A 24,636-nucleotide genomic window follows, 5' to 3' on the forward strand; every position below is an offset into this window, starting at 1 on the left:
GAGGAGAATCATTGCTATGAGTATAGTTGCTAAGACAACTATTAGCTCTCGGGGTCGCGTGCCTGCGAATCCGTGGCGGGGCAGCACGCCAGTCACGTCAGAAAGTGCTCCCCGAGGAGGGATCGACCATCACCAGGACGATGCGCGCGGTCGTGCTCACCGAGCCCGGACCCGTCGAGAATCTGCAGATCCGCGACCTGCCGGTCCCCGAGCCCGGACCGGGCTGGGTGCGGATCGCGGTGAAGGCCTTCGGCCTCAACCGTTCCGATCACCACATGCGCACCGGCGTCGCCGAAGGCGTGCGGTATCCGATCGTGCCCGGTCTGGAGGCCGTAGGGGTCGTCGATGCCGCTCCCGGCAGCGATCTGCGTCCCGGCCGGCGGGTCGCCGCGCTGATGGGCGGAATGGGCCGTGCCTACAACGGCGGGTACGCCGAGTACACGGTCGTGCCGCGCAGCGCGGTGGTGCCCTTCGACTCCTCACTGCCCTGGGGTGCCCTGGGCGCCGTACCGGAGACCTTGCAGACCGCCCACGGCTCCCTCACCTCGGGGCTGGACCTGCAGCCCGGTCAGAGCCTGCTGATCCGGGGAGGCACCTCCGCCCTCGGCTTCGCGACGGCGGCCCTGGCCCACGACCTGGGTGCCACCGTGCTGGCCACCACCCGGCAGCCCGGCCGGCTCGACAGCCTCAAGGCCTACGGAGTCGACCATCCGGTACTGGACGACGGCGCCATCGCGCACGAGGTCCACCGGATCAGGCCGGGCGGAGTCGACGCCGCGCTGGAACTCGTGGGCACTCCGACCCTGCCCGACACCCTGCTCTCCACCCGGGTCCACGGAACGGTCTGTTTCGCCGGGATGCTCTCCGACCAGTGGACCGTGCGCGACTTCTACCCCATCGCGTACATCCCCCGCGGTGTACGGCTCACGTCCTACAGCGGCGGCTCCGCCGACCTGCCGGCACCGGTGCTGCAGCGCTGTCTGGACCGGATGAGCGACGGCGCCTTCGACCTCGGCCCCGCCCGCACCTACCGCATGGACCAGATCCGCGACGCGCATCACGCCGTGGAGACCAACACCGTCAGCGGAAAGGTCGTGGTCCTGACCCCCTCCGGCCTCAAGGACGACGGCGAAGCCGGTCGTGACCACTGAACCGTTCTCTCTGACACCCCCCGCCGAAAGGTATTCCGATGCGCGCAGCCTGGTACGACCGCAAGGGCCGAGCCCGCGAGGTTCTTGAGGTCGGTGATCTGCCGGATCCCGAGCCCGGGCCGGGCGAGGTCCGTATCCGCATCAGCGCCTCGGGGATCAACCCCGGTGATGTGGGCAAGCGTTGGGGCCCGCCAGGGGCACCCATGCCGTTCCCCCGGGTCATCCCGCACAGCGACGGGGCCGGCGTGATCGACGCCGTGGGTTCCGGGGTCGATGAGCAACGGCTCGGTCATCAGGTGTGGTGCTACGGCGCCCGGTCCTACCGGCCGTTCGGCACCGCCGCCGAGTACTGCGTGGTTCCCGACGCTCTCGCCGTGAGACTCCCGGACAACGCGGACAGCCACCTCCTGGACCAGGCCGCCTGCCTCGGCATCGCGGGCATCACCGGGTACCGGGCCCTGTTCGCCGACGGCCCGCCGCACGGACTGACCGTCCTGGTGTACGGAGCGGCCGGCGGGGTCGGTTCCATCGCCGTCGTCCGCACCCCCGCGCAACGGGACTTCGTACGCGGTCTCGGCGCCCAAGAGGTGTTCCTCACCGGAAGTCCGCACCTTCTCGACGATGTCCGCGAGGCCGCCCCGGAGGGGGTCAACCGGATCGCCGAGGTCGACTTCGCCGCGCACCTCGAGTTCAACGCCAGGATCATCGCCGTCGGCGCCACCATCAGCTCCTCCTACTCGGCGGACGCCCGGCCGCACATCCCCTACTGGCCGCTCGGCTTCGCCGACACCAACCTCCGCCTGCTGGGCAGCGACGACTTCGCCCCCGAGGTGAAGGCCCACGCCGCCGCCGAACTCACCGCCGCGCTCCTCGACGGCAGCCTGCGGATCGCCGTCTCGGAGCGGCTCTCCCTCGACCGCGTCGCCATCGCGCACGAACACGTCGAGCGGGGTACGCCCGGGCGGGTACTGCTCCGCCTCTGACCAAGGGCTCGCCAGCCTCCCCGAGGGACGGGTCCGACAGACCACTCCTCCACACGAAACCCGTTTCCGCACCACGAAGAGAGAGACCCATGTCCACGACCGTCACCGCCGCTGTCGTTCCCGGCACCGGTGAGCCCCTGACCATCCAGCAGCTCCAGCTCGACGACCCGAGGCCGGACGAGGTACGGGTCCGCATGGTGGCGACCGGCGTCTGCCACACCGACGCCATCGTGCGCGACGGCATCTACCCCACCCCGCTGCCCGCCGTCCTCGGCCACGAAGGCGCCGGCATCGTCGAGTCCGTCGGCAGCGCCGTCACCACCGTCGCCCCCGGCGACCACGTCGTCCTGTCCGCCGCCTACTGCGGCCACTGCCGCAAGTGCCGCGCCGGGCTGGTGGCCTACTGCGAGAACCTGATGGCCCAGGACTTCGGCGGCACACGCGGTGACGGGTCCACGTCCCTGTCCAACGACCAGGGCCCCGTCTCCTCGCACTTCTTCGGCCAGTCGTCCTTCGCCACCTACGCCAACGTTGTCGAGACCAGCGTGATCAAGGTCTCCCCGGAAGCCCCGCTGGCCACCCTGGCCCCCCTCGGCTGCGGCCTGCAGACCGGCGCCGGCGCCGTCCTCAACGAGCTGCGCCCCGAGGCCGGATCCTCCCTCGTCGTCTTCGGCGTCGGCGCGGTCGGATCCGCCGCCATCATGGCCGGTCGCGTGGCGGGCTGCACCACCATCATCGGCGTCGACCTGCACGACTCCCGGCTCGAACTCGCCGACGAGATCGGCGCCACCCACACCGTCAACCCCGCCACCGCCGACGTGGCCGCCGAGATCGCGAAGATCACCGGCGGCGACGGCATCGACTACGCCCTGGACACCACCGGCGTCCCCGCCGTCCTGCGCCAGGCCGCCTCCGCCCTCGCCATCCGCGGCACCCTCGCCCTCGTCGGCGCCGCAAAGCCCGGCACCGACGTCAACTTCGAGATCGGTGCCTCCCTCGTCAAGGGATGGACCTTCAAGACGATCGTCCAGGGCAGCGCCGTGCCCCAGGTGTTCATCCCCCGGCTCGTCGAACTCTGGCAGCAGGGCCGCTTCCCCTTCGACAAGCTCGTCGAGACCTACACCCTCGACGACATCAACACGGCCTTCGCCGACTCCGAGAGCGGCAAGGTCATCAAGCCCGTCGTCGTCTTCTGAGCCCGTCGGCCACAACCGTGGTCGAGCTTGTGGGCGGGCACAGGCCTCAGCTGTCTACGCCCGCCCGGCACGACGATCCGAACCACCACGACGACGAACGACGAAGCCACGCTCACCGTCGCGCACGGTCTTCCGTCGCAGATCCGCGCCACCCCGAGCCGACGACCACCGGCGCCGTGACCAGCGACGTTCCAGCCGGACCCGAATCGACCCCGTGCGCGTGGCGGCTCATGAACATCGAAACGCGTGAACATCGCTTCGATGTGACGAAGCGTTACCGCATCGCCGGCCCGCTCTCGCGGATCGGCGGCGTGAGAGGAACCATCGATGACCGAAGCACACTCCCGACAGACATTCGTCACCTCTGCCGACGGCACCCGAATCTCGGTGACCGTCACCGGCCGGGGTCGCCCTCTGGTGCTGGTTCACGGCTCCCTCAGCACCTCGGCGGACTGGCAACGTGTGGTGGACGGCCTGGCGGACCACATGACCGTCCACCGCCTCGACCGCCGCGGTTACGGACGCAGTGAGGACGCCGCCCAGTACTCCGTGGAACGGGAGCGGGAAGACGTCACGGCCGTCCTGGAGCCGGCCGGACCCGACGCCATCCTGTTCGGCCACTCCTTCGGTGGCTTCCTCTCGGGCAGCCTGGCCCTGGAGCACACCCCCGCGGCCGCGATTCTCTACGAGCCCCCCTTCTTTCCGCCCGGCCTCGTCGCCGATGAGGAGGCTCTCGCCGTGTACGACGGCCTGCTGGCGGCCGGCGATCCGGACGAGGCCCTCGCTCTTGGCATGCGCGCCTTCGTGAAGGCTCCCGAGGAGGAGATCTCGGCGTTCCGGAGCAGCCCCGCGTGGAAGGTGCGCACCGCGTTCGCTCCGACATGGGCCCGCGAGATGCGTGCGTTGAACGCGTTCGACAGCGAGCGCGCCCCCTTTACCAAGATCACCTGCCCGACCCTGGTACTGCGGGGCGAGCACAGCCCCGCCTGGCTGAGGGAGGGCGCACAGCGCTTCCAGCAGGTGCTCCCCGACGCACGGCTCGTGGACCTGCCGGGCCAGGGCCATGACGCCGCCGGGACCGCTCCCGCCCTGCTGGCGCGGGAAATCCTGAACTTCGTGCGCACGCTGCCGGCGTGAGTGCCGACCGCACTGTCAGCCCCTCATCACGTCACGCATCACGGGCCTTCGCTCCCCCACACGACAGCCCGACCACAGAGAAAGGCCACTCGCACATGAACGCATTCAGGCCCTTGGGCCCCCTCGGATTCGGCGGCGCCTCCCTGGGCAACATGTACGCGCCCGTGGACGACGAGACCGCGGAGGCAACCCTGGCCGCCGCCTGGGAGACCGGCGTGCGGTGCTTCGACACGGCGCCGGGCTACGGTCTCGGCCTGGGCGAGCACCGCTTCGGCCACTTCCTGCGCCGCCGCCCCCGCGAGGACTTCATGCTCGCCACCAAGGTAGGACGACTGGTACGCACCTACGTGAACCCCGCGAAGCAGATCGTGCACGGACAGGGACCCGGCGCCAGCGAGTCCCTGATCTTCAAGGAGAGTCTGCCCTTCCACATCGAGGTGGACTACGGCTACGACGCCGCCATGCGCTCGGTCGAGGACAGCTGCCAGCGGCTGGGCATCTCGGAGATCGACATCGTCTTCGTGCACGATCTCGGCTCCGATCACCTCGGCGACGCGTGGGAGGAACACTTCGACCTGGCCCTGAACGGCTCCTTCCGGGCCCTGTCCGAACTGCGCGACCAGGGTGTCATCAAGGCGTGGGGCCTGGGCAACAACGTCGTGGAGCCCGGCATCAGGGCGCTCAAGGAGGCGGACCCCGACGTGATCCAGATCTCCGGACGGTACACGCTCCTGGAGCAGCCGGCGCTCGACGAACTCTTCCCCCTGTGCGCCGAGCGCAACGTCTCCGTCATGCTCGGGGGTGTCTACAACTCCGACATCCTGGCCGGCGGAAACCACTACGACTACACCGAGGCCGCACCGGAGATGCTCGCGAAGCGCGACCGCATCCAGCGGATCTGCGCCGACCACGGCGTCGACATCCGGGCGGCGGCACTCCAGTTCGGCGCGGCTCACCCTGTGGTCGCCACCGTCCTGGCCGGCGCCAAGTACCCCGAGAAGGCCCGCGAGAACGCCGAGTTCATGGCTGCGCCCGTGCCGTCGGAACTCTGGCAGGAACTGAAGAGCGAGGGAATCCTTCCCGAGGACGCGCCCGTCCCGGCGTGACAGGCTCCCGCCCGGCGCGTCGGCGCCGTCCCGAGGCCCGGGGCCGGCTCCACGTACGGCGTGCGGTGAAGCCGGTCGCAGCGCCTACGGCTGTCCGATCACGTTGAGGGCAGTGGCCATGATGCCGCTGCGACGCCGGCCGCGTCCCATGCGTGGTCGCGGCCGCGCTGACCGTCGTATCCGCCCCTCGCCCTGTGCTCACTCCAGAAAGGCAACGCAATGGAAAACACCTCGACTCGTACACCCGAGGAGATCTACGCCAGCCACGGTCAGGCCCTGGTCGCAGAGGATCTGGACGGGCTCGTCGCGAACTTCGCCGAAGACGCGGTGCAGATCAGCCCCGCGGGCGTGAGGCAGGGCAGGGACGGCATCCGCGAGGGGTTCGCCCAGTTGTTCAAGGATCTTCCGCAGGCCGACTGGGAGATGAAGACGACACTGTTCGGGGGCGACGTGCTCTTCCTGGAGTGGTCGGCCAGGTCCGGGACCAACCGGGCCGAGCACGGCGTCGACACCTTCGTCTTCCGCGACGGACTCATCCAGGCCCAGACCGTCCGTTACGCCCTGCCCCCGAACGACCAGTAGCCATCAGTACGGCCGCGACCGGCTCGCCCGAACGCCCGTCGTCATCGACGAGGGAATCCTGGGCGGGCCGACCGCGGGCATGCAGTCGCACCCACCGCGCCCTCCGACCGGACGCCGCGACCACAAAAGACAATCAGTGCCGACGGCACCAGGCCGCCCCGCCACCGGCTCCTCAGGAGGAGCCGTCATGTCCGACCGCACGGACGACATCGTCAGCCCCATCGCCGACGGCGTCCTGAGAACTCGGTCCTCCTGCTGATCGACCACCAGATCGGTCTCAGGTGCTGCCCGTGGTCGACGCCTGCGGCAGCCTGTCCCGCCCACCGTCGTCGTTGCTCGCACATGAACGCCGGTGGCACCCGACGCGGTGGCCCACCCGTTCGACCGGCTCTTCCACCCCGCCCGTCCCCACGGTTGACCGCCGTTCCGGCGAGGGTGACCGTCCCGGTGTCATAGATCGTGAAGGTGTGGCAGAACCAGCTTCTTGATCAGTACGCGGGCTGGGAGGCCGGCGGACGGCACAGTCCGAACACGCTGGGCTTTGGGCCGCACGCAGGTGCCGAGCTTGTCGAGGAGTGCTCGGCCTGCGCGGTGCTCAGAGTTGGGTCTGGCCGCCGTTGACCTCGTAGACGGAGCCGGTGACGAAGGCGGCTTCGTCCGAGAGCAGGAAGCTCACCACGCCTGCGACCTCGCCGACCTGGCCCACGCGGCCCATCGCGGTTTTCGCGGCGATGGAGGCGCGGACCTCCGGGGGGAGTGCTTGTGCCGACGGTGCGTCGATCGGACCGGGTGCGACGGCGTTGACGCGGATGCCGCGTTGCGCGTATTCGACCGCGGCGGAGCGGGTGAGACCGACGATGCCGTGCTTGGACGCCGCGTACGCGGCCCGCCCGGCGTGGGCCATCACTCCGGCGGTGGAAGCCATGTTGAGGATGGTCCCACCGCCGGCTTCGAGCATGTGGGCGATCTCGGCCTTCATGCTGTGGAAGACACCGGTCAGGTTGATGGCAATGACGTCGTTCCAGTCGTCGAGGGCGATGTCGTGGACCTCTGCCAGGCCGGGCGTGATGCCGGCGTTGTTGAAGGCGAGGTCGAGGGCGCCGTAGGTCGTGACGGTGAAAGCGACGAGCCGCTCGGTGTCGTCGAACGACGTGACGTCTGCGGCGAACGCAGTTGCGAGGTGTCCGTCGGCACGGAGTTCCGCGGCGACGCGTTCGGCAGCCGCTGCGTCCCGGTCGGCGACGACGATCCGTGCGCCGTCCGCGGCGAGTCGTCCGGCGGCGGCCTCTCCGAGGCCGGATCCGGCGCCGGTGACGAGCCCGACCTTCCCCTTCTTGTCGCGCTTGTCGTGAGTGCCGGCGGTCATGCGACGGCCTCCTCGGTGGGGAGCTGGACGAGTGTGAAGACGGCACCTGCGGGGTCGAGGAAGACCGCGATCGTGCCGATCTCGATCGGCGTCGGCGGCATGAGCCGGATGCCGCCGTGTTCGGTGGCGCCCGTCGCGGCGGCCTCGATGTCGTCGACGGCGAAGTAGACGTCCCAGTACGCGGATGTCTCGGCAGGCATGGCCGGCGGCCGTGGCAGGAGCCCGGAGAAGGATCTGCCGTGCGTCTGCCACTCGCGGCGGCCGAGGGGACCACGCGGCTCCGTGAGCCCCCACCCGAACGCCTCGCGGTAGAACGCCGCGGACGTGTCGACGTCGTCGGTGATCAGTTCGCCCCATGCGAGAGTGCCGTGTGCGGGCCGCTTGGAGTGCTGTGTGGCGGGCGCGCGGAGTGCGACCCGTGTTCCGTTGGGGTCGCTCACGACCGCGGTTTCGGCCCAGCCGCCGTCGGCCGAGGTCAGGACCGCGCCGGCCGCGTCGGAGACGGCGGTCAGTGCGGTGCCGAGGTCGTCGACGTCGAAGTGGATGAGCCATCCAGGGATCTCGTCGGCCACAGCGATGTCGGCCACCGGCGTGCCCGCGGCGGATGCGATCAGTCGGCCGTCGGTTTCCGTGACGGCCCATCCCAGCACGGCCCTGTAGAAGGAAGCGACGGTGCGCGGGTCGGCCGAGGCGAGGCTTGCCCAGCTTGGCCCGCCGGCGGTCGGAGACGCGTCGTCGGTCATGGTCATGCTCCGTTCAGTGTGCTGCGGTCCACGCGGGGCCTTCGGCATGGTCACTGGAGTGCACCCCCGCTGATCAGGAGGCTCTGCCCGCTGACCCAGGCCGCGAGGCCGGACGCCAGGTACTCGGCGGCGTCCGCGACGTCGTCGACGGTCCCCATCCGGCGGCCGATGCGCCCGGGCCGGGCGACGAACTGCCGCACCGGGTGATCGGGGTCCGGCTCTGTGAACACGCCCGCGCCCTCGATCGCCGTGGGAAGGATCGTGTTGACGGTCACCCCGCGGTCAGCGAGTTCCTGCGCCAGGACCTGTACGGCATAGCGCGGTGCCGTCTTGCTCGACCCGTACAGTCCCTCTCCCCGGACCGGCACGGTCGTCGTGCTGGAACCGACGTAGATGATCCGGCCGCCGTCCACGACGTGCCGCGCTGCTGTCTGGAGGGTGAAGAAGGTGCCCTTGGTATTGATGGCGAAGAGACGGTCGAACTGCTCCTCGGTGATGTCGGGGAAATCGATGCCGATGAGCTCGACGCCCGCGTTGGCGACGGCGATGTCGATCTGTCCGAAACGCTCGGCGGCCTCGGCGAAGAGGCGCTGGATGTCAGGTACGACGGACATGTCGGCCCGTACGGCGATCGCCTCCGCGCCCAGACGTTCGACCTCCGCGACCGTCGCGTCGGCTTCCTTCGCGCTGGAGGCGTAGTTGACCACGATGTTCGCGCCGAGGCGCGCGTAGCGCAGGGCGATCGCCCTGCCGATGCCTCGGGCGGAGCCCGTGATCAGGGCCGTCTTGCCGGTCAGATCCCTCATCGGAATCGTTGCCCCTGCCGGCCTGCCGTTCACAGGGTCTGTCCGCCGGAGATCTCGATGCGCTGCGCGGTGACCCACTGGTTCGCATCCGAGAGAAGGGCGGACACCGCGCCCGCGATGTCGTCGGGTTCGCCCACGCGTCCCAGCGCGACCTGCGAGGTGAGGTAGTTCCGGACCTGTTCGTCGTGCATCATGCCGCCGCCGAAGTCGGTCGCGGTCGCCCCGGGCGCGACGGTGTTCACGCGGATACCGCGGCTGCCGAGCTCCTTGGCCTGGTAGCGGGTGAGGACCTCGACCGCGCCCTTCACGGCGCCGTAGGCGGAATGCCCCGGGACGGCGAAACGGGTCAGACCGCTGGAGACGTTCACGATGGCGCCGCCGTCGGCAAGCGCCGGCAGCAGGGTCTGGGTCAGGAAGTACACGCCCTTGAGGTGTACGTCCACCAGGTCGTCGAAGTCCTTCTCGGTCGTCTCCGCGAACGGGGCGGTCAGGTCGGTGCCGGCGTTGTTGACGAGGAAGTCGAACGTGGTCCTGCCCCAGCGCGCCCGGAGCTCGGAGCCGAGCTGCTCGGCGAAGTCCCCGAAGGTGTTCACGGCACTGGTGTCGAGCCGCAGCGCGACGGAGGAACGTCCCAGATCCGTGACGGCGGACACGACCTCCTCGGCCTCGGCCCGGTTGTTCCGATAGGTCACCACGACATCGACACCTGTCCGGGCGAGATGCAGCGCGTATGCGCGTCCGAGACCTCGGTTGGCCCCGGTGATGACGGCGATCTTCTGGGTGGTACTCACGATGGCTCCTTGGCCGCTGGTCGCTCTGGAGGGGTTCGAGGTGCTGCTGTCGAACCCGGTGACCAGTTGACGTGCGATCCGAGCAGCCATCCAGTGCCTGCTTGTCCACTGCCCGGCGATCCCAGGCTGAGGGCTCAGCCTGGGATCGGCAGACAGTGGATAGCCGTATCCGGGTGAGGCACAGTGTCGATATGGATCAGAGCGGCCTGGCGACATTTCTCCGCAGGCGTCGAGAGGCGCTGCAACCCGACGACGTCGGCGTTCCTCCGGGGCAGCGCCGACGCACGCCGGGGCTGCGACGCGAAGAAGTGGCCACGCTGTGCGGCATGTCGACGGACTACTACAGCCGTCTCGAACGCGGTCGCGGACCACAGCCCTCGGAGCAGATGATCACCGCGATCGCCCGTGGGCTCCGGCTCACCCTCGACGAACGCGACCACCTCTTCGTCCTCGCCGGCCACAACGCACCCGCCCGCACCACACGCGACGACCACGTCAACGCCGGGATGATGCGCATCATCGACCGCCTCGGTGACACCCCCGCCCAGGTCGTCACCGGCACCGGCGAGACCATCGTCCAGACCCCGATGGCAGTGGCCCTGCTCGGCGACGAGACCCGATTCACCGGGCTGGCGCGAAGTCTCATCTACCGATGGTTCACCGACCCGAACGAACGCACGATCTATGTGCCGGACGATCATCCGACGCACGGCCGCGTCTACGTCGCTCATCTCCGCGCGGTCGCCTCCCGCGAGGGCCGCGGCTCACACGCCGCCGCGCTCGCCGACCGGCTGGGCGCGGAGAGCTCCGAGTTCGCGGAACTGTGGGCCCAGCACGAAGTCGGTGTCTCCCACACCGCCCGCAAGAGAATCCTGCACCCGCAGGTCGGAATGATCTCCCTGCACTGCCAGACACTCGTCGACCCCGGCCAGGGGCAGTTGCTGCTGGTGTTCACGGCGATCCCGGGCACGGAGGACCACGAAAAGCTCCGACTGCTCTCGGTCATCGGCAGCCAGCGACTCGGGGCGTCCATCACGACGGCCTCCGGCTGGGGACCACGTGTCCCCGGCCCGCCGCCGAGCACGGAGCGGCCGGCTGAGGAGCCGTGACCGCGCTTCCGTGCAACGCCGGCTGGATGCGATACGGCCGATCAGTCATCGGCCGTATCCGTCACGAACAGGCGGCCACGAGCAGGAAGGGCATCGAGAGCACCGGCCCGACCGCCACAGCGACTGTTCCGTACACCGGCCGGTGGGCGCGCAGCACCGGGAGGAAGCGGTCGACGGCGTACCGGCCGGTACCGGTGATACCGCCGCCGAACCAGCCGAACAGCCTGGGCGCCGTGCGCGGCCATGGCCGGGCCTCGGCTCTGCCGGTCGTTGCGGACCACGTGCGGGATCTTGAGGCCACGAGCAGCCCATGGCAGGCTCATGCCGCATGATCGATGAATTCGCGAAAGACGACCTGCACGGGAGACTGCGGCGGAACCGCGAGGCGCTGCTCTGGAAACTCGACGGCTTGTCCGAATACGACGCCCGACGGCCTTTGACAGCGACCGGGACCAACCTCCTCGGCCTGGTCAAACACGTGGCCTCCGTCGAGGCCAGGTACTTCGGCGAGGTCTTCGACCGCACTTCCCCGGAACCGCTGGGCCGGTGGCAGGACCACGACGGCAGCGATCTGTGGGCGGCCGAGGACGAGACCCGCGATCAGATCATCGGGTTCTACCGGCGCACGTGGGAACACTCGGACGCGACGATCAACGAGCTTCCCCTCGACGCCCCCGGCCACGTGCCGTGGTGGCCGGAGCCTGGTCCCAACACGAACCTGTTCGCCGTCATGGTCCATGTCCTCGGCGAGTCCAACCGGCATACCGGGCACGCCGACATCCTGCGCGAGGGACTCGACGGCCGGACCGGGGTGCGCGCCGAACACGAGCAGCAGATCGACGAGGAAGCCCGTGCGGCCTACTGCGCGAAGATCGAGCAGGCGGCCAGGTCGGCCGCACCAGTCAAGGCTCAGTACTCCAGTGAGAATTCGTGAGTCGATCATGGTCGACACGTACGCGACAAGGTCGGCGGCATCGAACAGGAGGTCGTTGACAGTGGACTTCTGCACGACCTCGTCGTCGATGGTGCAGCTGATCTCGGCGTCCGTCGGCAGTTCGTCCGGTGTGACCAGGACCGGGCCGAGGGGCGTGGTGGCCTCCCAGTCCACCGCGTCGGACTCGGGCGGCAGGATCAGCGTGTCGCTCGGGCCGATCAGTGCCTCGGGGAACTTGGCGAACAGAGTGGGGAATTCGGGCAGGTCGCGGCCCATCTCCGTGATGTGCGTGCGGTAGTTCGGCCCCACACAGACGATCTTCCCGGGGTGCGGGACGACCGGTGCCGGCCGGGACGGCTCGACCGGGAGGCACGGGCCTTCCGCCGCCGCGGCCACGGACTGCCAGTCCTCGCGGCGGAGCGGTTCACCGACGTCTCCGGGGCCGATGTCGACGTATCCGTCGTTCTCGACGCGCACTGCGCGCAGGTCGTCCTCGGTGCGTACGGTCGCGAGCTTCATGCCTGGATGCCTTCCTGGTGGGAACGGTGGAGGTCGAGTCGTTCGAAGACGGGTGCGTCGCTGAAGCGGAAGAGGTCCATCCCGGTCTCGGTGGCCAGGGACAGGGGCTGCCAGGAGGGCACGACGAAGAGATCGCCGCGCTCGCCGACAAGTGCCGCGTGTGGGGAGCAGAGCGGGCCGCGTCCTGCCCGCCCACTTCACCTCGGGCGGCAAGGCTCTCCTCGCGGCACTGCCCCCCCGACCAGGTCACAGCTCTCTACGAAAGTGCGACCGACGTCGAAGCAACGCGACGGGTTTCAGGGGCGAGCCGACCAGCATGAGCTCGCCCTCACCCATCCAGGGCGCCGACGCGGGCACTCATCGGGCGGACGACGGTGCCACGTCGGCGTCCAGGACCGCAGATCTCTCCGGGCCGGTCAACTGATCCCCTCGCGGCTGAACCGAATGCGCCTGGCGGCCCCGCCCCCGATCACACCGGCTGGACGGTGCGGATACGTCGGCTGAAGCTCATCTGCTGCCTGGAGCGTCGGGGTGCGGAGTCCACCGTCACCGCTTCCGACCGGTCCACAGGACCGGGGAAGGCCAGGTCCTCTCTTATGGGTAGTTCTGCGCATGCCGACCGCTCGTCCGCCGTGGAAGCCTTCGACTTCCCACTCACCACGCGTTCTGCGGGGAAAGCGCTTCCCGTTGGCGAAAAGGCCCCCACGGAATGTCAGAAGGAAAGCAAGGACATCGATGGCTGCCCAAGGCAAGCAGGGGGTCCAGTGACGACCGCACTCCGGAATCACGACGTCGGCAGACCGAGATGGCTGACGGCCCTCATCGCCTCCGTGACATCGGCCGCCATCCTGGCCGGAGCCCTGGCCGGTGCAGTGCTCACCGCCTCTCCCGCCGCCGCGCAGACCACGCCGGTCTTCCGGCTCGACACCGACAACGGCGCGACCACCGCCAACTACCTCTCGTTCGTCAGCCAGGTCCGCGCCAACGTGGACTACGAGGCACAGGACGTGGACAACACGGTCGAGGGCACCAGCGACCTGGTCGATCACACCAATCCCAACGCCCTCGGGTACACCGAGGCCATCATCGTGACCGAGGCCGGGAACCAGGTGCGCCTGCGGTTCCGGACGAGCGACATTTACCTGGTGGGCTGGTTCGACAGCAACAGCCACTACCACTACATCGGTCCGCGGGCCGAGGCACGGGTCCCGGCGTCGGAGAACGAGCCCCAGCAGCTGACCGAGGGAGCGGACTACGGCACCCTGGAAAAGCTTGCTGGAGGGATAAACCGTTCGGACATGGTCTTCGGCCGGATCCAGACCGAGGCCCACGCCCTGAGCCTGTGGAAGGCTTCCAGCAGCCAGGCGATGGCCGCGGCGGCGGTGTACTTCGCCCAGTTCGTCTCCGAGGCCACACGATTCCGTGGCATCCAGGACACCATCGCCCAGGACGGGTTCGGCCCCACGGGTGACGACTCGTACTCCGAGCACACCACGCTCGACTCCCGTCTCGTCCAACAGGAGACCGAGTGGGGAACGCTGAGCGACCGGTTCCGTACGGTGCAGCTCACCGGCAGTGACCAGACCCCCATCCCGCTGACCGGCTGGTTCCGCAACGGCTTCGGTGACATCGTCGAGCAGGCGCTGAACCTCGCACGCGACTACACGCACGTCATGATGCTCTCCAACGGCTACCCGGGCTGGGTCAAGAGGCGCCACCTCACCGACGCCGAAACCCTGGTCGTCGCCGCCGACGGCACCGGCGACTACACCACCGTGCAGGCCGCGATCGACGCCGTCCCCTCGGACGGACTCCAGTACACCGTCCTCATCGAGCCGGGCACCTACCACGAGGCGATCACCGTCCCGGCGAGCAAGGCCGACCTGCTCATCAAGGGGGACACCACCGACGCCTCCGAGGTCGTCATCACCGCCGAGCGGGCCCACGGGATGACCAACCCCGCGACGGGCGCGCCGTACGGCACCGAAGGCAGCGCCGTGGCCACGGTCAAGGCGACCGGCGTCACGGTCTCGAACGTCACGATCCAGAACACGTTCGACCCGGCCAATCACCCGGAGGTCGACGCGTACTCGACGCAGGCCGTCGCGCTGGCCGCCGAGGGCGACCGGCAGACCTACACCCAGGACCGGATCATCAGCCGCCAGGACACCGTCCTCGCCAAGGCTCCGGTGGCCACCGGCCAGTACCGGCAGTACTTCGTCGGCAGCTACATCGAGGGCTCGGTCGACTTCATCTTCGGCAACGCGACCGCGGTGTTCGACCGCTGCAACATCGCCATGGTCAACTGGGTCGGCGGCACGGTGCTGGCGCCGAACACCGACTACCGGCAGAAGTACGGAATCCTGATCACCGGCAGCGAGATCTTCACCAACGGCGTGCCGGCGAACACGATGTACCTCGGCCGGCCCTGGCACAACACGGCGGACGCCTGGCCCCAAGCCGTGGTCCGTGACACCACGGTGCACTCGGGCGTAACCTCCGCCCACCCCTGGACCGACATGACCACCGACTACCCCTGGTCGTGGGCCCGGTTCAAGGAGTACGGCAACTACGGCCTGGGATCCGGGGCCGGGGCGGACGCCCCGCAGATGACCGACTCCGAGGCCGCCGACTACACCGCTCAGAAGTACCTGGCCGGAACCGACGGCTGGAACCCGGTCTCCTGAGAACGGTCGTCCGAGAACCCGGTCTCCGGGCCGAAGAACAACAGCGTTGAAAGGGTGGGGCCCGGATCATCCGGGCCCCACCCCATGGCTCCCCTGCCTCCTACACCGCCGCTACCTGATCGGCCGTCCACCAGGCCGCGATCCGGGCCCGTGATCTGAAGCCGAGCTTGGCCAGGATGTTCTCCACATGGCGGTCGACCGTGCGTGGCGACAGGACCAGCTCCGCGGCGATCTGCCGGTTGCTCAGTCCTGTGGCCACCAATGCGGCCACCTCCTGCTCCCGACGGGACAACGGGGACACAACGTCGGAGGTGCTGATATCGATGTCGGCGTCGGCGTCGATCCCGTCGGCAAGGGCGAAGGCGACGGCCCGTCCGGGGCCGCCGTGCCGACCGCCGTCCTCGAACGCCACCGCGTAGGCCGCCCGCCCCAGCGCGGCGACGACCGCCCCCTCGCAGCGCTCGTGGTGTGCGGCCATCTGCGGCCCGAACGCGGCGATGGAACTGCCGGCATCCCGCCACAGCGCGTCCGCGGCACCCAGCAACCCGGCGGCCCGCACGTGCGCGCCGCCGACGGCGGTGGCCCAGGCGAGCAGCTCCAGCATCCGTGCGACCATCGCGAAGTCGTCGAAGCCGAGCATGCACTCCAGCGCGGACCGGGCCAGAGTCTCGGTACTCTCACGGTCGCCGCGGGTCCAGGCATCGTGCCCCAGCGCCATCAACACCTGCGCACGCCCCCACCGCTCACCACTCGCCTCGGCTGCGGCGATCACCCGGCCGCCGGTCTCGGACGCGCGCGGATCCCCGACGTAGGCCTGGGCGCAGGCGAGGGCGAGGAGCCACGACGCCGACTGACGTTCGTCCCCCAGCACCGACATGTCGGCCAGCGCCTTCGCGTACCTGTCCACCGCCTCCACCGGCCGTCCCCGGTAGTGGGCCGACACCCCACGGAAGCCGGCCACCTGGACCCGCACCGCCGAGTCGCCAAGTCGCTCGCCCAACGCGCCGGCCTCGTCCAGCCACCGGTCGGCCGTCGCCAGGTCGCCCTGGGTCTGCGCGACCCAGATCGCGGCGAGCAGCGCCTGTGCGCGCTCCGGGGTGGGCTCGGGAGCGGCCACGAGCGCCCGCTCGAACATGCGGCGCCCCTCGCTGAGGAAGCCTCCCGCGCACCAGTGCCAGCACAGTGCCGCGATCAGCCTGAGCCCGGCCCGGGGATCGGCGTGCCAGTCCAGGGCGGCGACCAGGTTGGCGTGCTCGACGCGCAGCCGGGCGAGGTTCTCCACCTGACCGGCGCCGTACCAGTGCCGATCGATGCGCTCGGCCAGGGCGAGGTAGAAGTCCCGGTGGCGCACCCGTAGTTCGCACTCCTCACCGGAGTCCGTGAGCCGCTCCCGGCCGTAGCGTCGTACGATCTCCAGCAGCCGGTAGCGTCGGCCCTCCGCCTCGCAGGTCAGGACGACGGACTGGGCCACCAGCCGGTCCAGCAGGTCCGGCACCTCGCGCCGGTCGATGCCGTCCCCGGCGCAGACGCCCTCGGCCGCCTCCAGGGTGAAGCCGCCGACGAAGACCGACAGCCTGCGCCACAGCAACTGCTCTGCCGGGGCGCACAGTTCGTAGCTCCAGTCGATCATCCCACGCAGGGTGCGCTGGTGCCGCGGGGCGGTCCGGTTGCCCCCGCTGAGCAGCACGAACCGGGATTCCAACCGGTCCTCCAACCGGTCCGCCAACTGTTCGACAGTGAGGCTCCGCAGTCGGGACGCGGCCAGTTCGATGGCCAGCGGCAGTCCGTCCAGGTCGGCGCAGAGCCGGTCCACTTCGGTCTGGTTCGGGGGGCTGACGGCGAACTCCGCGTGGACGGCGGTGGCCCGGTCCCGCAGGAGCGCGACCGCCTCGTCCGGCGGCAGTGGCGGTACGGCGAGGACGTGCTCGCCGGTCACGCCGAGCGTGTGGCGGCTCGTCGCCAGGATGTGCAGCTGCGGCGCGGCCGACAGAAGCGTCTGGACCAGCCCGGCGCAGGCGCCGACCAGGTGCTCACAGTTGTCCAGGATCAACAGGGCCCGCTGCCGCGTGAGATAGCCGGCCAGTTGGTCGGCGACGGGGCGGACACCGAGGTCCGGCATCCGCAAGGCGCCGGCCACGGTGGCTGTCACCGCCGCCGGGTCGTGCACGGATGCCAGGTCCACCAGCCACACCCCGTCCGGGAACGCCTTCCCGAACGTGTGGGCGGTCTCCAGCGCCAGCCGTGTCTTGCCCACGCCGCCCACCCCGGTGAGCGTCAGCAGCCGCCCCGCGCCCAGCAGCCGGCGGATCTCGGCGGCCTCGTGCCGCCGGCCGACGAAACTGGTGAACGCCGCGGGCAGATTCCCCGACTCCACGTCCATGCCTGTCACGTCCGCACCCGCCTGTCCGTCCCCTGAGGGCCCCATTCAAGACCAGCTCTTGCTTGAAAGTTACACAATGCTCACGCAAGACATACCAAGAACAGGCAAAACGGAACACGCCCTCACGGAACACCCCGGTCGCCACAGAGCAGCCGATCATCTCGCGCACCGCCACCGGGTCACACAGGCAAACGATCAGACGGTTCGGTGAAGAAGTCATGGAGTTATGCAGACTTCAAGCTTTCTGCCCTTCTCACAGGAACCTCCCAGCGAAGAGGATGACGACGATCTCGGGGGCTTGATCACTTCTCATCGACCGTCATGCGCATACGCCGGTCCGGCATGCGCAGGGGGAAGGCACCAACTTGTCCCAGCACCACCCCGCTCACCGCCGCATCGGCGGCAGAGCGGCTTCCCTGTCGGCCTTGGCGCTCGCCGGCGGCCTGCTCGTCGCCTCCGGCCCGCTCGCACAGGCCATTCCCACCGAGCCGACGTCGAACGGCCCGGCCGCCACTGTCCGGCAGTCGTTCTCCGCGGGCACATATCTCGTTCAGCTCGACGACCGGCCCGTGGCCACGCACCCTCAGACCGCTCCCGCCCAGGGCGAACGACTCAACACCCGGTCGCAGGCGGTACGCGACTACCTGGGCCACCTGAAGCGGGAACGCGACGAGGTGCTCAACGAGGTGGCAGGCGTCAAGCCGCTGTACACCTACCAGTACGTACTCAACGGATTCGCGGCCAGACTGACGGCTCGTCAGGCAGGCGAGCTGGCCCGTACTCCGGGCGTCGTCTCCCTGGCGCGCAACGAGATGCGCCAACTGGCCGACGCGGCCACCACGGAGAGCGCGGACACCGCGGACGGCACGGCGACCGCGGCCCGGGCCGGGGCCGGTACGCCCACCGCGCCCATGGCCGGGACCAAGCAGGCGGCCGAGCACGACAAGCAGACCGCCGGCTCTCTCCCCGTCCCTGACACCGCCGAGTTCCTCGGCCTCAAGGACCGCAAAGGCCTGTACGCCATGTCCCCGGGCGGTCAGCGGAAGGCCGGCGAGGGGACGATCATCGGCGTCCTCGACACCGGCATCGACACGAACAACCCGTCCCTGCGGGCGCTCCCGGAGCCGCGGCCCGACGCCGAGGCCATCGCCAGGAAGTGGAAGGGTGTCTGCGACCCCGGCACCGCTCCCGATCACCGCGTCACCTGCAACAACAAGGTGATCGGCGCCCAGTACTTCGACAAGGGGCTCACCGACCCCACGGACACCGACTGGTCGTCCCCGATGGACTCCGACTCCCACGGCACCCACACCGCGACCACCGCGGCAGGCGACTTCGACGTGCCCGCCACCGTGCCCGACAGCGGTATATCCGGACGGATATCCGGCCTCGCGCCGAGCGCCCGTATCGCGGCCTACAAGGTGTGCTGGAGCGGCGGCTGCCCGTCGGTCGACATCGTCGCCGGGTTCGACAAGGCCGTGGCCGACGGCGTGGACGTCATCAACTTCTCCATCAGCGGCGGCAACGACGCACCGACGACCATCCCCGAGTACACGGCCATGTTCAACGCCGCCAAGGCGGGCGTCTTCGTCTCCGCCGCGGCCGGCAACGACGGCCCCGGTACCGTCAGCAACAACGTCCCGTGGGTGGCCACGGTGGCCGCCTCCACCCACGACCTGGGCTACCGCACGACCGTCACCCTCGGCAACGGCACGTCGTACGAGGGCGTCGGCATCAGTGCCTCCGCCGTGCCGTCCGCGCCGCTCGTCGACGCGGCGCAGGCCGCCGCCGGCGGGGTGGCCGCCGACCAGGCCGAACTCTGCAAGCAGGACACCCTCGACCCGGCCGAGGTCAAGGACGCGATCGTCCTGTGCAAGCGCGGCGACAACGACCGCGTCGACAAGAGCGCCCAGGTGAGGGCCGTGGGCGGCGTCGGCATGGTGCTGTACAACACGAGTCCGACCGACGAACAGGTGGCCGACGCCCACACCATCCCGACCGTCCACCTCGACAGCGCCACAGGTCAGGCCGTCAAGACGTACGCCGACGGCTCCGGCGCCACCGCCGAGCTGGGCGCGGCACGGGCGGTCAGGCAGCAGGCCCCGCAGATCGCCGGGTTCTCCGCCGGGGGCGTCGACCAGACCAGCCACGGCGACCTGATCAAGCCGGACATGGCGGCTCCGGGTGTGGACATCGTGGCCGGCACCACCCCGGGCGGCGACGGCGGCGCCGACAAGGGTGAGCAGGGCATGCTGTCCGGCACCTCGATGGCCACTCCGCACGTCGCGGGCCTCGCCCTGCTGCTGCGGTCGCTGCACCCCGACTGGTCGCCGATGGAGCTGAAGTCGGCGCTGATGACCACGGCGACGACCAAGGACGACGAGGGCGAGCCGATCCGTCGTGCCGGCGTCGACGGCCCGGCCACGCCGCTCGACTTCGGTGCCGGCCAGGTCGTCCCGAACTCCGCCGCCGACCCCGGTCTGGTCTACGACTCGACTTCGGCCGACTGGACGGCGTACAGCTGCTCCCTCGGCTACCACCCGGTGAGCGACGACGGCGGCGACGCCTGTGGCACCGCCCGCAGGATCGACCCGAGCGACTTCAACTCCCCGACCATCTCGGTGGGCGACCTCACCGGGAAGCAGACCGTCACCCGCACCGTCACCAACGTCGGCGCCAGCACCGGCGTCTACACCGCCAAACTCCAGACGCCGCCCGGCTACAAGGCCCTCGTCTCGCCGAAGAAGCTGGTCGTGGCGCCCGGCGGTTCGGCCACGTACAAGGTCACCTTCACCCGTACCGACGCGGTCCACGACACCTGGTCCTACGGCTCCGTGACGCTGAGCGACAAGGACGGGCACAAGGTCCGCAGCGCCGTAGCCCTGCGCTCGGTACCGGTCGTCGTGCCGCGCTCGGTGACCGGCACGGGCACCACCGGGTCCGTCACCGTCACCGCGCGGACCGGCTGGAACGGCACCCTGACGACCCCCGTGAACGGCCTGTACGCGGGCACGGTCAAGACCGGCACGCTCACCGGCACCGACCCCGACTTCGGCCCGCCGCCGTCGTCCCTGCCGGCCTCCTCGGTCAGGACCGAGGTCACCGTCCCCGAGGGCACGTCCTGGGCCCGCGTCGCGATCCTGTCCGCCGACCACCTGGCGGGCAGCGACGTGGACCTGTGGGTGTACGACAAGGACGGAAACCTGCTCTCGAACCCCGCCGACGGCAACGACGAGCACGCCGACCTCACCGGGCCGGGCACCTACGACGTGTACGTCAACCAGTACGCACTCCCCCAGGGCACGACCAGCCAGCCCTACACCCTCCGTACCTGGCTGATCGGCCCGGACACCAAGCCCGACCACCCGGCCACAGCCGCTCCGGCCAAGCAGAAGGCAAGCGCGGGAGACACCGCCGAAGTCACCGTCTCCTGGAAGGACCTCCCGGCCGGTCGCACCTACCTCGGCGTCATCGGCTACGGCGACGGGACCGGGACCGTCGGCAGCACGAAAGTGACCGTCACGTCGTGAACACGCGTGGGCCCCGCCACGTGAGCGGCGGGGCCCACGTTCCCCTGAAGGAGACGAGACACCCCTGCCAGGCGAGCGACCAAGTCGTAACAGCCCAGGAGATCTTGCCGGGTCCGTCGCCCGGCGTGTGAGACACACGGTCGGTCACCGGCGGACTCGGCGGCGTCGCCTCGGTTCCGGCCGGGCTCGCCCTGAGCGACACCCGGAGGGTAGGCCGGAGCGGACCCTGTCCCCCATCGGCGCAGCGAGCGACGGGCCTTCGACCTCCTCCACCGCGAGCCGTCCCGCCCGCGGTCCAGGTCACCCGACTGGCAAGCCGTGTCCGGGCCTCACGTTGGTCACCGCGGTCGGAGGACGGCCGGGTTCACGGCAACGCCCGGCCCACAGCTTCCTGGCGGCCCACGAGAGAGAGCCGCAACGACGGTCCCGGGGGCCCGGAAAGCGGGCTCTCCGGCAGCCGGATCCGACTGCCAGGAACTGCCGCCATGGATCCGGCCCGCCGCAAGGTCCGATCAAGCCATAGGGAAAACCCCACGGTTCGGGTTGACCGGCAAAAGATGATGAATGTTCAAGTACTGTCGGTGCCCCAGCGGCTCCACCGCTCGCCTGTCGGCGGTGTCGACCCCGCAGCCCCCCACTCGACGGAGACCCCCATGCCCACGGCGCCGAACCCATCCGGCTCCACCTCGTCCGACACCCGATGTAGCACCCCCGACGACTCCCCCACCACGGTCCTGATGGATGACCAGGCACTCACGGACTTCCTGACCGCGGCCGTCGCCGAGTACCGACTCATCACCCCCGAAGCCCCGTTACCCTGTTTCGCCCTCCTCCTCGGACACGCCGAGGCCACGACCTACCACGTGCGGCGCGTCGCGTTCGGCCGCAATGCCCGCACCAGCGATCCTGCCGCGCGAGAGGAGTTCCGCGACACGATCGTGCCCCGCTTCGGGGCCGCCTACGAGAACGAGCACCGCGGTTGGTGGATGGACTCCGCCGACCTGCTCAAGGCGGCACGGGAGGCCGACGATCTGGGCCTGGACCTCCTCGGCTCCATCCACATGCACCCCGACTGGCATCGCATCGGACCGCCCTCGCAGCGCGCGCAACAGCTCAGCGAACGACCGACGCCGATGGACCGTCATCTCTTCGGCCGCGCGGGATGGCCACTGAATCTCATCTGCTATCTGGAACGGCGGGGCGACGCCTTCTACCACGCACTGGCGGCCTGGGCCCCGCAGCCGCGCAACGGCTCCGACGACGCCGAGTGCGCGCCGGCCGCCCTGCGGATCCGCACGAACGCCCCGGTGGGGGTGTGAGCAGCGTGCACGAGCCCGACGCGCGGGCGATCCGCGCCCTGTGGGACCACATGACCCGTGGCTGGGCCGGGGGCGACGCCGCCGCCTTCGCCGCGGTCTTCAGTGAGGACTGCGACTTCACCACGGTGCGGGGCGAGAAGCCGGCCGGCCGGGCCGGGATCGAGACAGGTCACGCCGCCCTCTTCCAGGGACCGTACGCGGCAACCGTCCTCGACGCCCGCGTGACCGCCATCCGTCCTCTGCGCCCGGACCTGGCCACGGTCGAAGCGGAATCCACCATCACCGCCTCCGACGGAACACCCCTTGTCTCCACCCACGCACTGGCCGTCGTGGAACGAACCCCCGGAGACCGCTGGCTGATCAGCACGTTCCACAACATGATCCCCGCGCCGCGGCCGGCGCCCGCACCTCAGGAGACCTCCGTGGCAGAGCCCACCGCACCCGAGACCGCCGCCCGACCGAAGCTCCGGCACCTGGCCATCGTGGCCCGCGATCCGGAGAAGCTTGCCGACTTCTACTCCTCGGTCTTCGCGATGGAACTCTTCCACCGCGACCCGGACGGCAGTTGCTTCCTGTCCGACGGCTACCTCTCCCTTGCCCTGATCAAGCACCAGTTGGACGGCGACACCCCGGTCGGCATGAACCACTTCGGGTTCCACATCGAGGACACGGCCGCCGTCTCCGCCGCCTTGGTGGAGACCGGGGCGCCAACGCCCGCCGAGCGCTTCACCAATCGCCCCTTCGCCGAGTACCGGGGAATGGACCCCGAGGGCAACTGGTTCGATCTGTCCGAACACGGTTTCGGAGGCCCTCGCCCGAACACGGGGGACTGACCACCGGCACGCCAGACATGCCTCTCGGCCGGGGCCGTGTTCCGGCCGAGAGCACAGCTCGGCGTGCCGGAGTTCGCCGGGCGTCCAAACCGGTCGGAAGCGACGTGCACGAAGCACGTGAGCCGGTCCGACGACAGCGACGGCGATCACCCGCCCCAGCCCCCGACGGACATGTGAACCCAGTTCTCTACACTCCCGCCATGAGCAACCACACCCCCACCCCGCTGGCCGTCACAGCCGTCGACGCCATCGAGAACGTCAGCGGCACCTACCCCGGCCAACGGCGCGTGCACGCCCGCGGTTTGTGCTTCGACGCCACCTTCACCCCCTCCGGCGAAGCCGCCTCCCTCACCACCGCGGCCCACCTGGGGTCCGGCCCGACGCCCGTCGTCGTGCGCTTCTCCAACTCCAACACCAACCCCACGGTGCCCGACGGTGTGCGGGCCGGCCGCGGTCTCGCCGCGCGCTTCTTCCTCCCGGACGGCAGCACCACGGACCTCGTCTCCGTGAACATCCCGGTGTTCTTCGCCGCCACCCCCGAGCAGTTCCTGGAGCTGCTCGACGCCTTGAAGAAAGACCCCAGCACCGGGGCCCCCTCCCCGGAGAAGGTCAAGGCGTACGCCGCCGCCCACCCGACCGCCGCGGCCGGCCTGCAGGAAGCGGCCCGGATGCCCATCCCCGTCAGCTACGGCACCGCCCGCTACTGGGCCATCCACGCCTTCGTCTGGGTGGACCCGGACGGAGGGCGCCACCCGGTCCGGTACCGCTGGGAGCCCGACACCGGGCTACAGGAACTGTCCGAGCAGGAGGCCGCGGTCAAAGACCCCGAGTACCTCGCCGAGGAGTTGCTCCGCCGCCTCGCCGACGGCCCCGTCGGTCTCACCCTCCGTGTTCAGCTCGGCAAGGACGGCGACCCCACCGACGACCCGACGAAGGCGTGGCCCGCCGACCGTCCCGAGATCGTCGCGGGCCACCTGCGGATCACCGCCCCGGTGACCGACCAGGACCACTGGGCCGCGCAGGTCTACGACCCCACGCGCATCACCTCCGGCATCGAACTCTCGGACGACCCGGTCCTCGCGTTCCGCAGCCAGGCCTACGCCGTCTCCTACGGGCGTCGCACCGAAGGGAACTGACCAAGCCCGGGTGGACGAACCGGGGTTCGTCCACCCGGCCCGCACGCCAGGTGCACGCGCGTCCAAGATGCCGACGGCTACAGCCGCTTGCACCGATCGGCAGGACCCGGCTGTCGGCCAAGCCGCGGAACCGACGACGACCGATTCCGCCGGTGGGCACTCAAGGGCCGATGCACGACGTTTCGGCCACCCACTATGGGCAGCGCCGACATTGGACGTCGCCGACCATCTCTGAAGTGCCCGGCAGTGGAGCGCCCTCTGCGTCCGAGCGGCGCGAACACCGCCTTCAAATTCGCAAACACAGAAGCCACCCGGTCGCCGACTCCGG

At 69.9% G+C, this 24,636-nt stretch carries 19 protein-coding genes and 2 pseudogenes; 13 read left to right on the forward strand and 8 right to left on the reverse strand.

Annotation, left to right across the window (positions count from 1 at the left end; genetic code table 11):
• The first annotated feature begins 104 nt into the window (after positions 1 to 104).
• The 6 genes from ACWDR4_RS29870 (at position 105) to ACWDR4_RS29895 (ending at position 6,155) form a co-directional block, all read left to right on the forward strand.
• Entirely contained in the window at positions 105 to 1,151 is a 1,047-nt protein-coding gene (locus ACWDR4_RS29870) for an alcohol dehydrogenase catalytic domain-containing protein (protein WP_450413203.1), read from the forward strand.
• A 38-nt stretch (positions 1,152 to 1,189) separates the two neighbouring features.
• Entirely contained in the window at positions 1,190 to 2,134 is a 945-nt protein-coding gene (locus tag ACWDR4_RS29875; protein WP_450413204.1) for an NADPH:quinone reductase, read from the forward strand.
• A gap of 89 nt (positions 2,135 to 2,223) precedes the next feature.
• The gene (locus ACWDR4_RS29880) at positions 2,224 to 3,330 is read left to right on the forward strand and encodes an NAD(P)-dependent alcohol dehydrogenase (protein ID WP_450413205.1); all 1,107 of its coding nucleotides are present in this window, start codon (positions 2,224 to 2,226) and stop codon (positions 3,328 to 3,330) included.
• 327 nt (positions 3,331 to 3,657) lie between these two features.
• The gene (locus ACWDR4_RS29885; protein ID WP_450413206.1) at positions 3,658 to 4,467 is read left to right on the forward strand and encodes an alpha/beta fold hydrolase; all 810 of its coding nucleotides are present in this window, start codon (positions 3,658 to 3,660) and stop codon (positions 4,465 to 4,467) included.
• A gap of 95 nt (positions 4,468 to 4,562) precedes the next feature.
• The gene (locus ACWDR4_RS29890) at positions 4,563 to 5,573 is read left to right on the forward strand and encodes an aldo/keto reductase (protein ID WP_450413207.1); all 1,011 of its coding nucleotides are present in this window, start codon (positions 4,563 to 4,565) and stop codon (positions 5,571 to 5,573) included.
• Positions 5,574 to 5,792: 219 nt separating this feature from the next.
• A complete protein-coding gene (locus tag ACWDR4_RS29895) occupies positions 5,793 to 6,155 on the forward strand; it encodes a nuclear transport factor 2 family protein (RefSeq protein ID WP_450413208.1) in 363 nt (120 codons plus the stop codon).
• 595 nt (positions 6,156 to 6,750) lie between these two features.
• Here the strand turns inward: ACWDR4_RS29895 and ACWDR4_RS29900 are convergent.
• The 4 genes from ACWDR4_RS29900 to ACWDR4_RS29915 are packed head-to-tail and all read right to left on the reverse strand — an operon-like array spanning position 6,751 to position 9,861.
• Positions 6,751 to 7,521: an SDR family NAD(P)-dependent oxidoreductase gene (locus ACWDR4_RS29900; RefSeq protein ID WP_450413209.1), complete on the reverse strand. Its 771-nt coding sequence runs from the start codon at positions 7,519 to 7,521 to the stop codon at positions 6,751 to 6,753.
• Positions 7,518 to 8,264 carry a VOC family protein gene (locus tag ACWDR4_RS29905; protein WP_450413210.1) on the reverse strand — a complete coding sequence of 249 codons (747 nt, stop codon included), beginning with the start codon at positions 8,262 to 8,264 and terminating at the stop codon, positions 7,518 to 7,520. Before ACWDR4_RS29905 ends, ACWDR4_RS29900 begins: the two co-directional genes overlap by 4 nt.
• A 50-nt stretch (positions 8,265 to 8,314) precedes the next feature.
• On the reverse strand, positions 8,315 to 9,070 hold the full coding sequence (locus tag ACWDR4_RS29910) for an SDR family oxidoreductase (RefSeq protein WP_450413211.1): 756 nt from the start codon (positions 9,068 to 9,070) through the stop codon (positions 8,315 to 8,317).
• A 29-nt stretch (positions 9,071 to 9,099) separates the two neighbouring features.
• Positions 9,100 to 9,861, reverse strand: coding sequence for an SDR family NAD(P)-dependent oxidoreductase (locus ACWDR4_RS29915; protein WP_450413212.1), 762 nt, complete (start codon positions 9,859 to 9,861; stop codon positions 9,100 to 9,102).
• A 191-nt stretch (positions 9,862 to 10,052) separates the two neighbouring features.
• Here ACWDR4_RS29915 and ACWDR4_RS29920 point away from each other — a divergent pair, with 191 nt between their 5' ends.
• Positions 10,053 to 10,970, forward strand: coding sequence for a helix-turn-helix transcriptional regulator (locus ACWDR4_RS29920; RefSeq protein ID WP_450413213.1), 918 nt, complete (start codon positions 10,053 to 10,055; stop codon positions 10,968 to 10,970).
• Between the two features lie 61 nt (positions 10,971 to 11,031).
• Here the strand turns inward: ACWDR4_RS29920 and ACWDR4_RS29925 are convergent, their stop codons facing one another.
• Positions 11,032 to 11,271 (reverse strand): hypothetical protein, encoded by a 240-nt coding sequence (locus ACWDR4_RS29925; protein WP_450413214.1) that lies wholly within the window; start codon positions 11,269 to 11,271, stop codon positions 11,032 to 11,034.
• 27 nt (positions 11,272 to 11,298) lie between these two features.
• Here ACWDR4_RS29925 and ACWDR4_RS29930 point away from each other — a divergent pair, with 27 nt between their 5' ends.
• Positions 11,299 to 11,904: a DinB family protein gene (locus tag ACWDR4_RS29930; RefSeq protein ID WP_450413246.1), complete on the forward strand. Its 606-nt coding sequence runs from the start codon at positions 11,299 to 11,301 to the stop codon at positions 11,902 to 11,904.
• Positions 11,905 to 11,922: 18 nt separating this feature from the next.
• Here ACWDR4_RS29930 and ACWDR4_RS29935 read toward each other — a convergent pair.
• Positions 11,923 to 12,423 (reverse strand): annotated as a pseudogene (locus tag ACWDR4_RS29935) (fumarylacetoacetate hydrolase family protein); the annotation flags it as partial.
• Positions 12,420 to 12,563: pseudogene (locus tag ACWDR4_RS29940) on the reverse strand (cupin domain-containing protein); the annotation flags it as partial. The pseudogenes ACWDR4_RS29935 and ACWDR4_RS29940, both read right to left, overlap by 4 nt.
• 624 nt (positions 12,564 to 13,187) lie before the next feature.
• Between ACWDR4_RS29940 and ACWDR4_RS29945 the strand changes: the two are divergent.
• Positions 13,188 to 15,110: a pectinesterase family protein gene (locus ACWDR4_RS29945; RefSeq protein WP_450413215.1), complete on the forward strand. Its 1,923-nt coding sequence runs from the start codon at positions 13,188 to 13,190 to the stop codon at positions 15,108 to 15,110.
• A gap of 100 nt (positions 15,111 to 15,210) precedes the next feature.
• On the opposite strand, the gene ACWDR4_RS29950 is transcribed toward ACWDR4_RS29945, so the two are convergent.
• Positions 15,211 to 17,490: an ATP-binding protein gene (locus ACWDR4_RS29950; protein WP_450413247.1), complete on the reverse strand. Its 2,280-nt coding sequence runs from the start codon at positions 17,488 to 17,490 to the stop codon at positions 15,211 to 15,213.
• 365 nt (positions 17,491 to 17,855) lie between these two features.
• On the opposite strand from ACWDR4_RS29950, the gene ACWDR4_RS29955 reads away from it, so the two are divergent.
• The 4 genes from ACWDR4_RS29955 (at position 17,856) to ACWDR4_RS29970 (ending at position 24,308) form a co-directional block, all read left to right on the forward strand.
• The gene (locus tag ACWDR4_RS29955) at positions 17,856 to 21,020 is read left to right on the forward strand and encodes a S8 family peptidase (protein ID WP_450413216.1); all 3,165 of its coding nucleotides are present in this window, start codon (positions 17,856 to 17,858) and stop codon (positions 21,018 to 21,020) included.
• Positions 21,021 to 21,757: 737 nt separating this feature from the next.
• Entirely contained in the window at positions 21,758 to 22,339 is a 582-nt protein-coding gene (locus ACWDR4_RS29960; RefSeq protein WP_450413217.1) for a hypothetical protein, read from the forward strand.
• A complete protein-coding gene (locus tag ACWDR4_RS29965; RefSeq protein WP_450413218.1) occupies positions 22,336 to 23,172 on the forward strand; it encodes an SgcJ/EcaC family oxidoreductase in 837 nt (278 codons plus the stop codon). The genes ACWDR4_RS29960 and ACWDR4_RS29965 overlap by 4 nt, the downstream gene beginning before the upstream one ends.
• Positions 23,173 to 23,372: 200 nt before the next feature.
• A complete protein-coding gene (locus ACWDR4_RS29970) occupies positions 23,373 to 24,308 on the forward strand; it encodes a catalase family peroxidase (RefSeq protein ID WP_450413219.1) in 936 nt (311 codons plus the stop codon).
• The last annotated feature ends 328 nt before the right edge of the window (positions 24,309 to 24,636 follow it).

It is taken from the genome of Streptomyces sp. NPDC000878 (assembly GCF_053599695.1).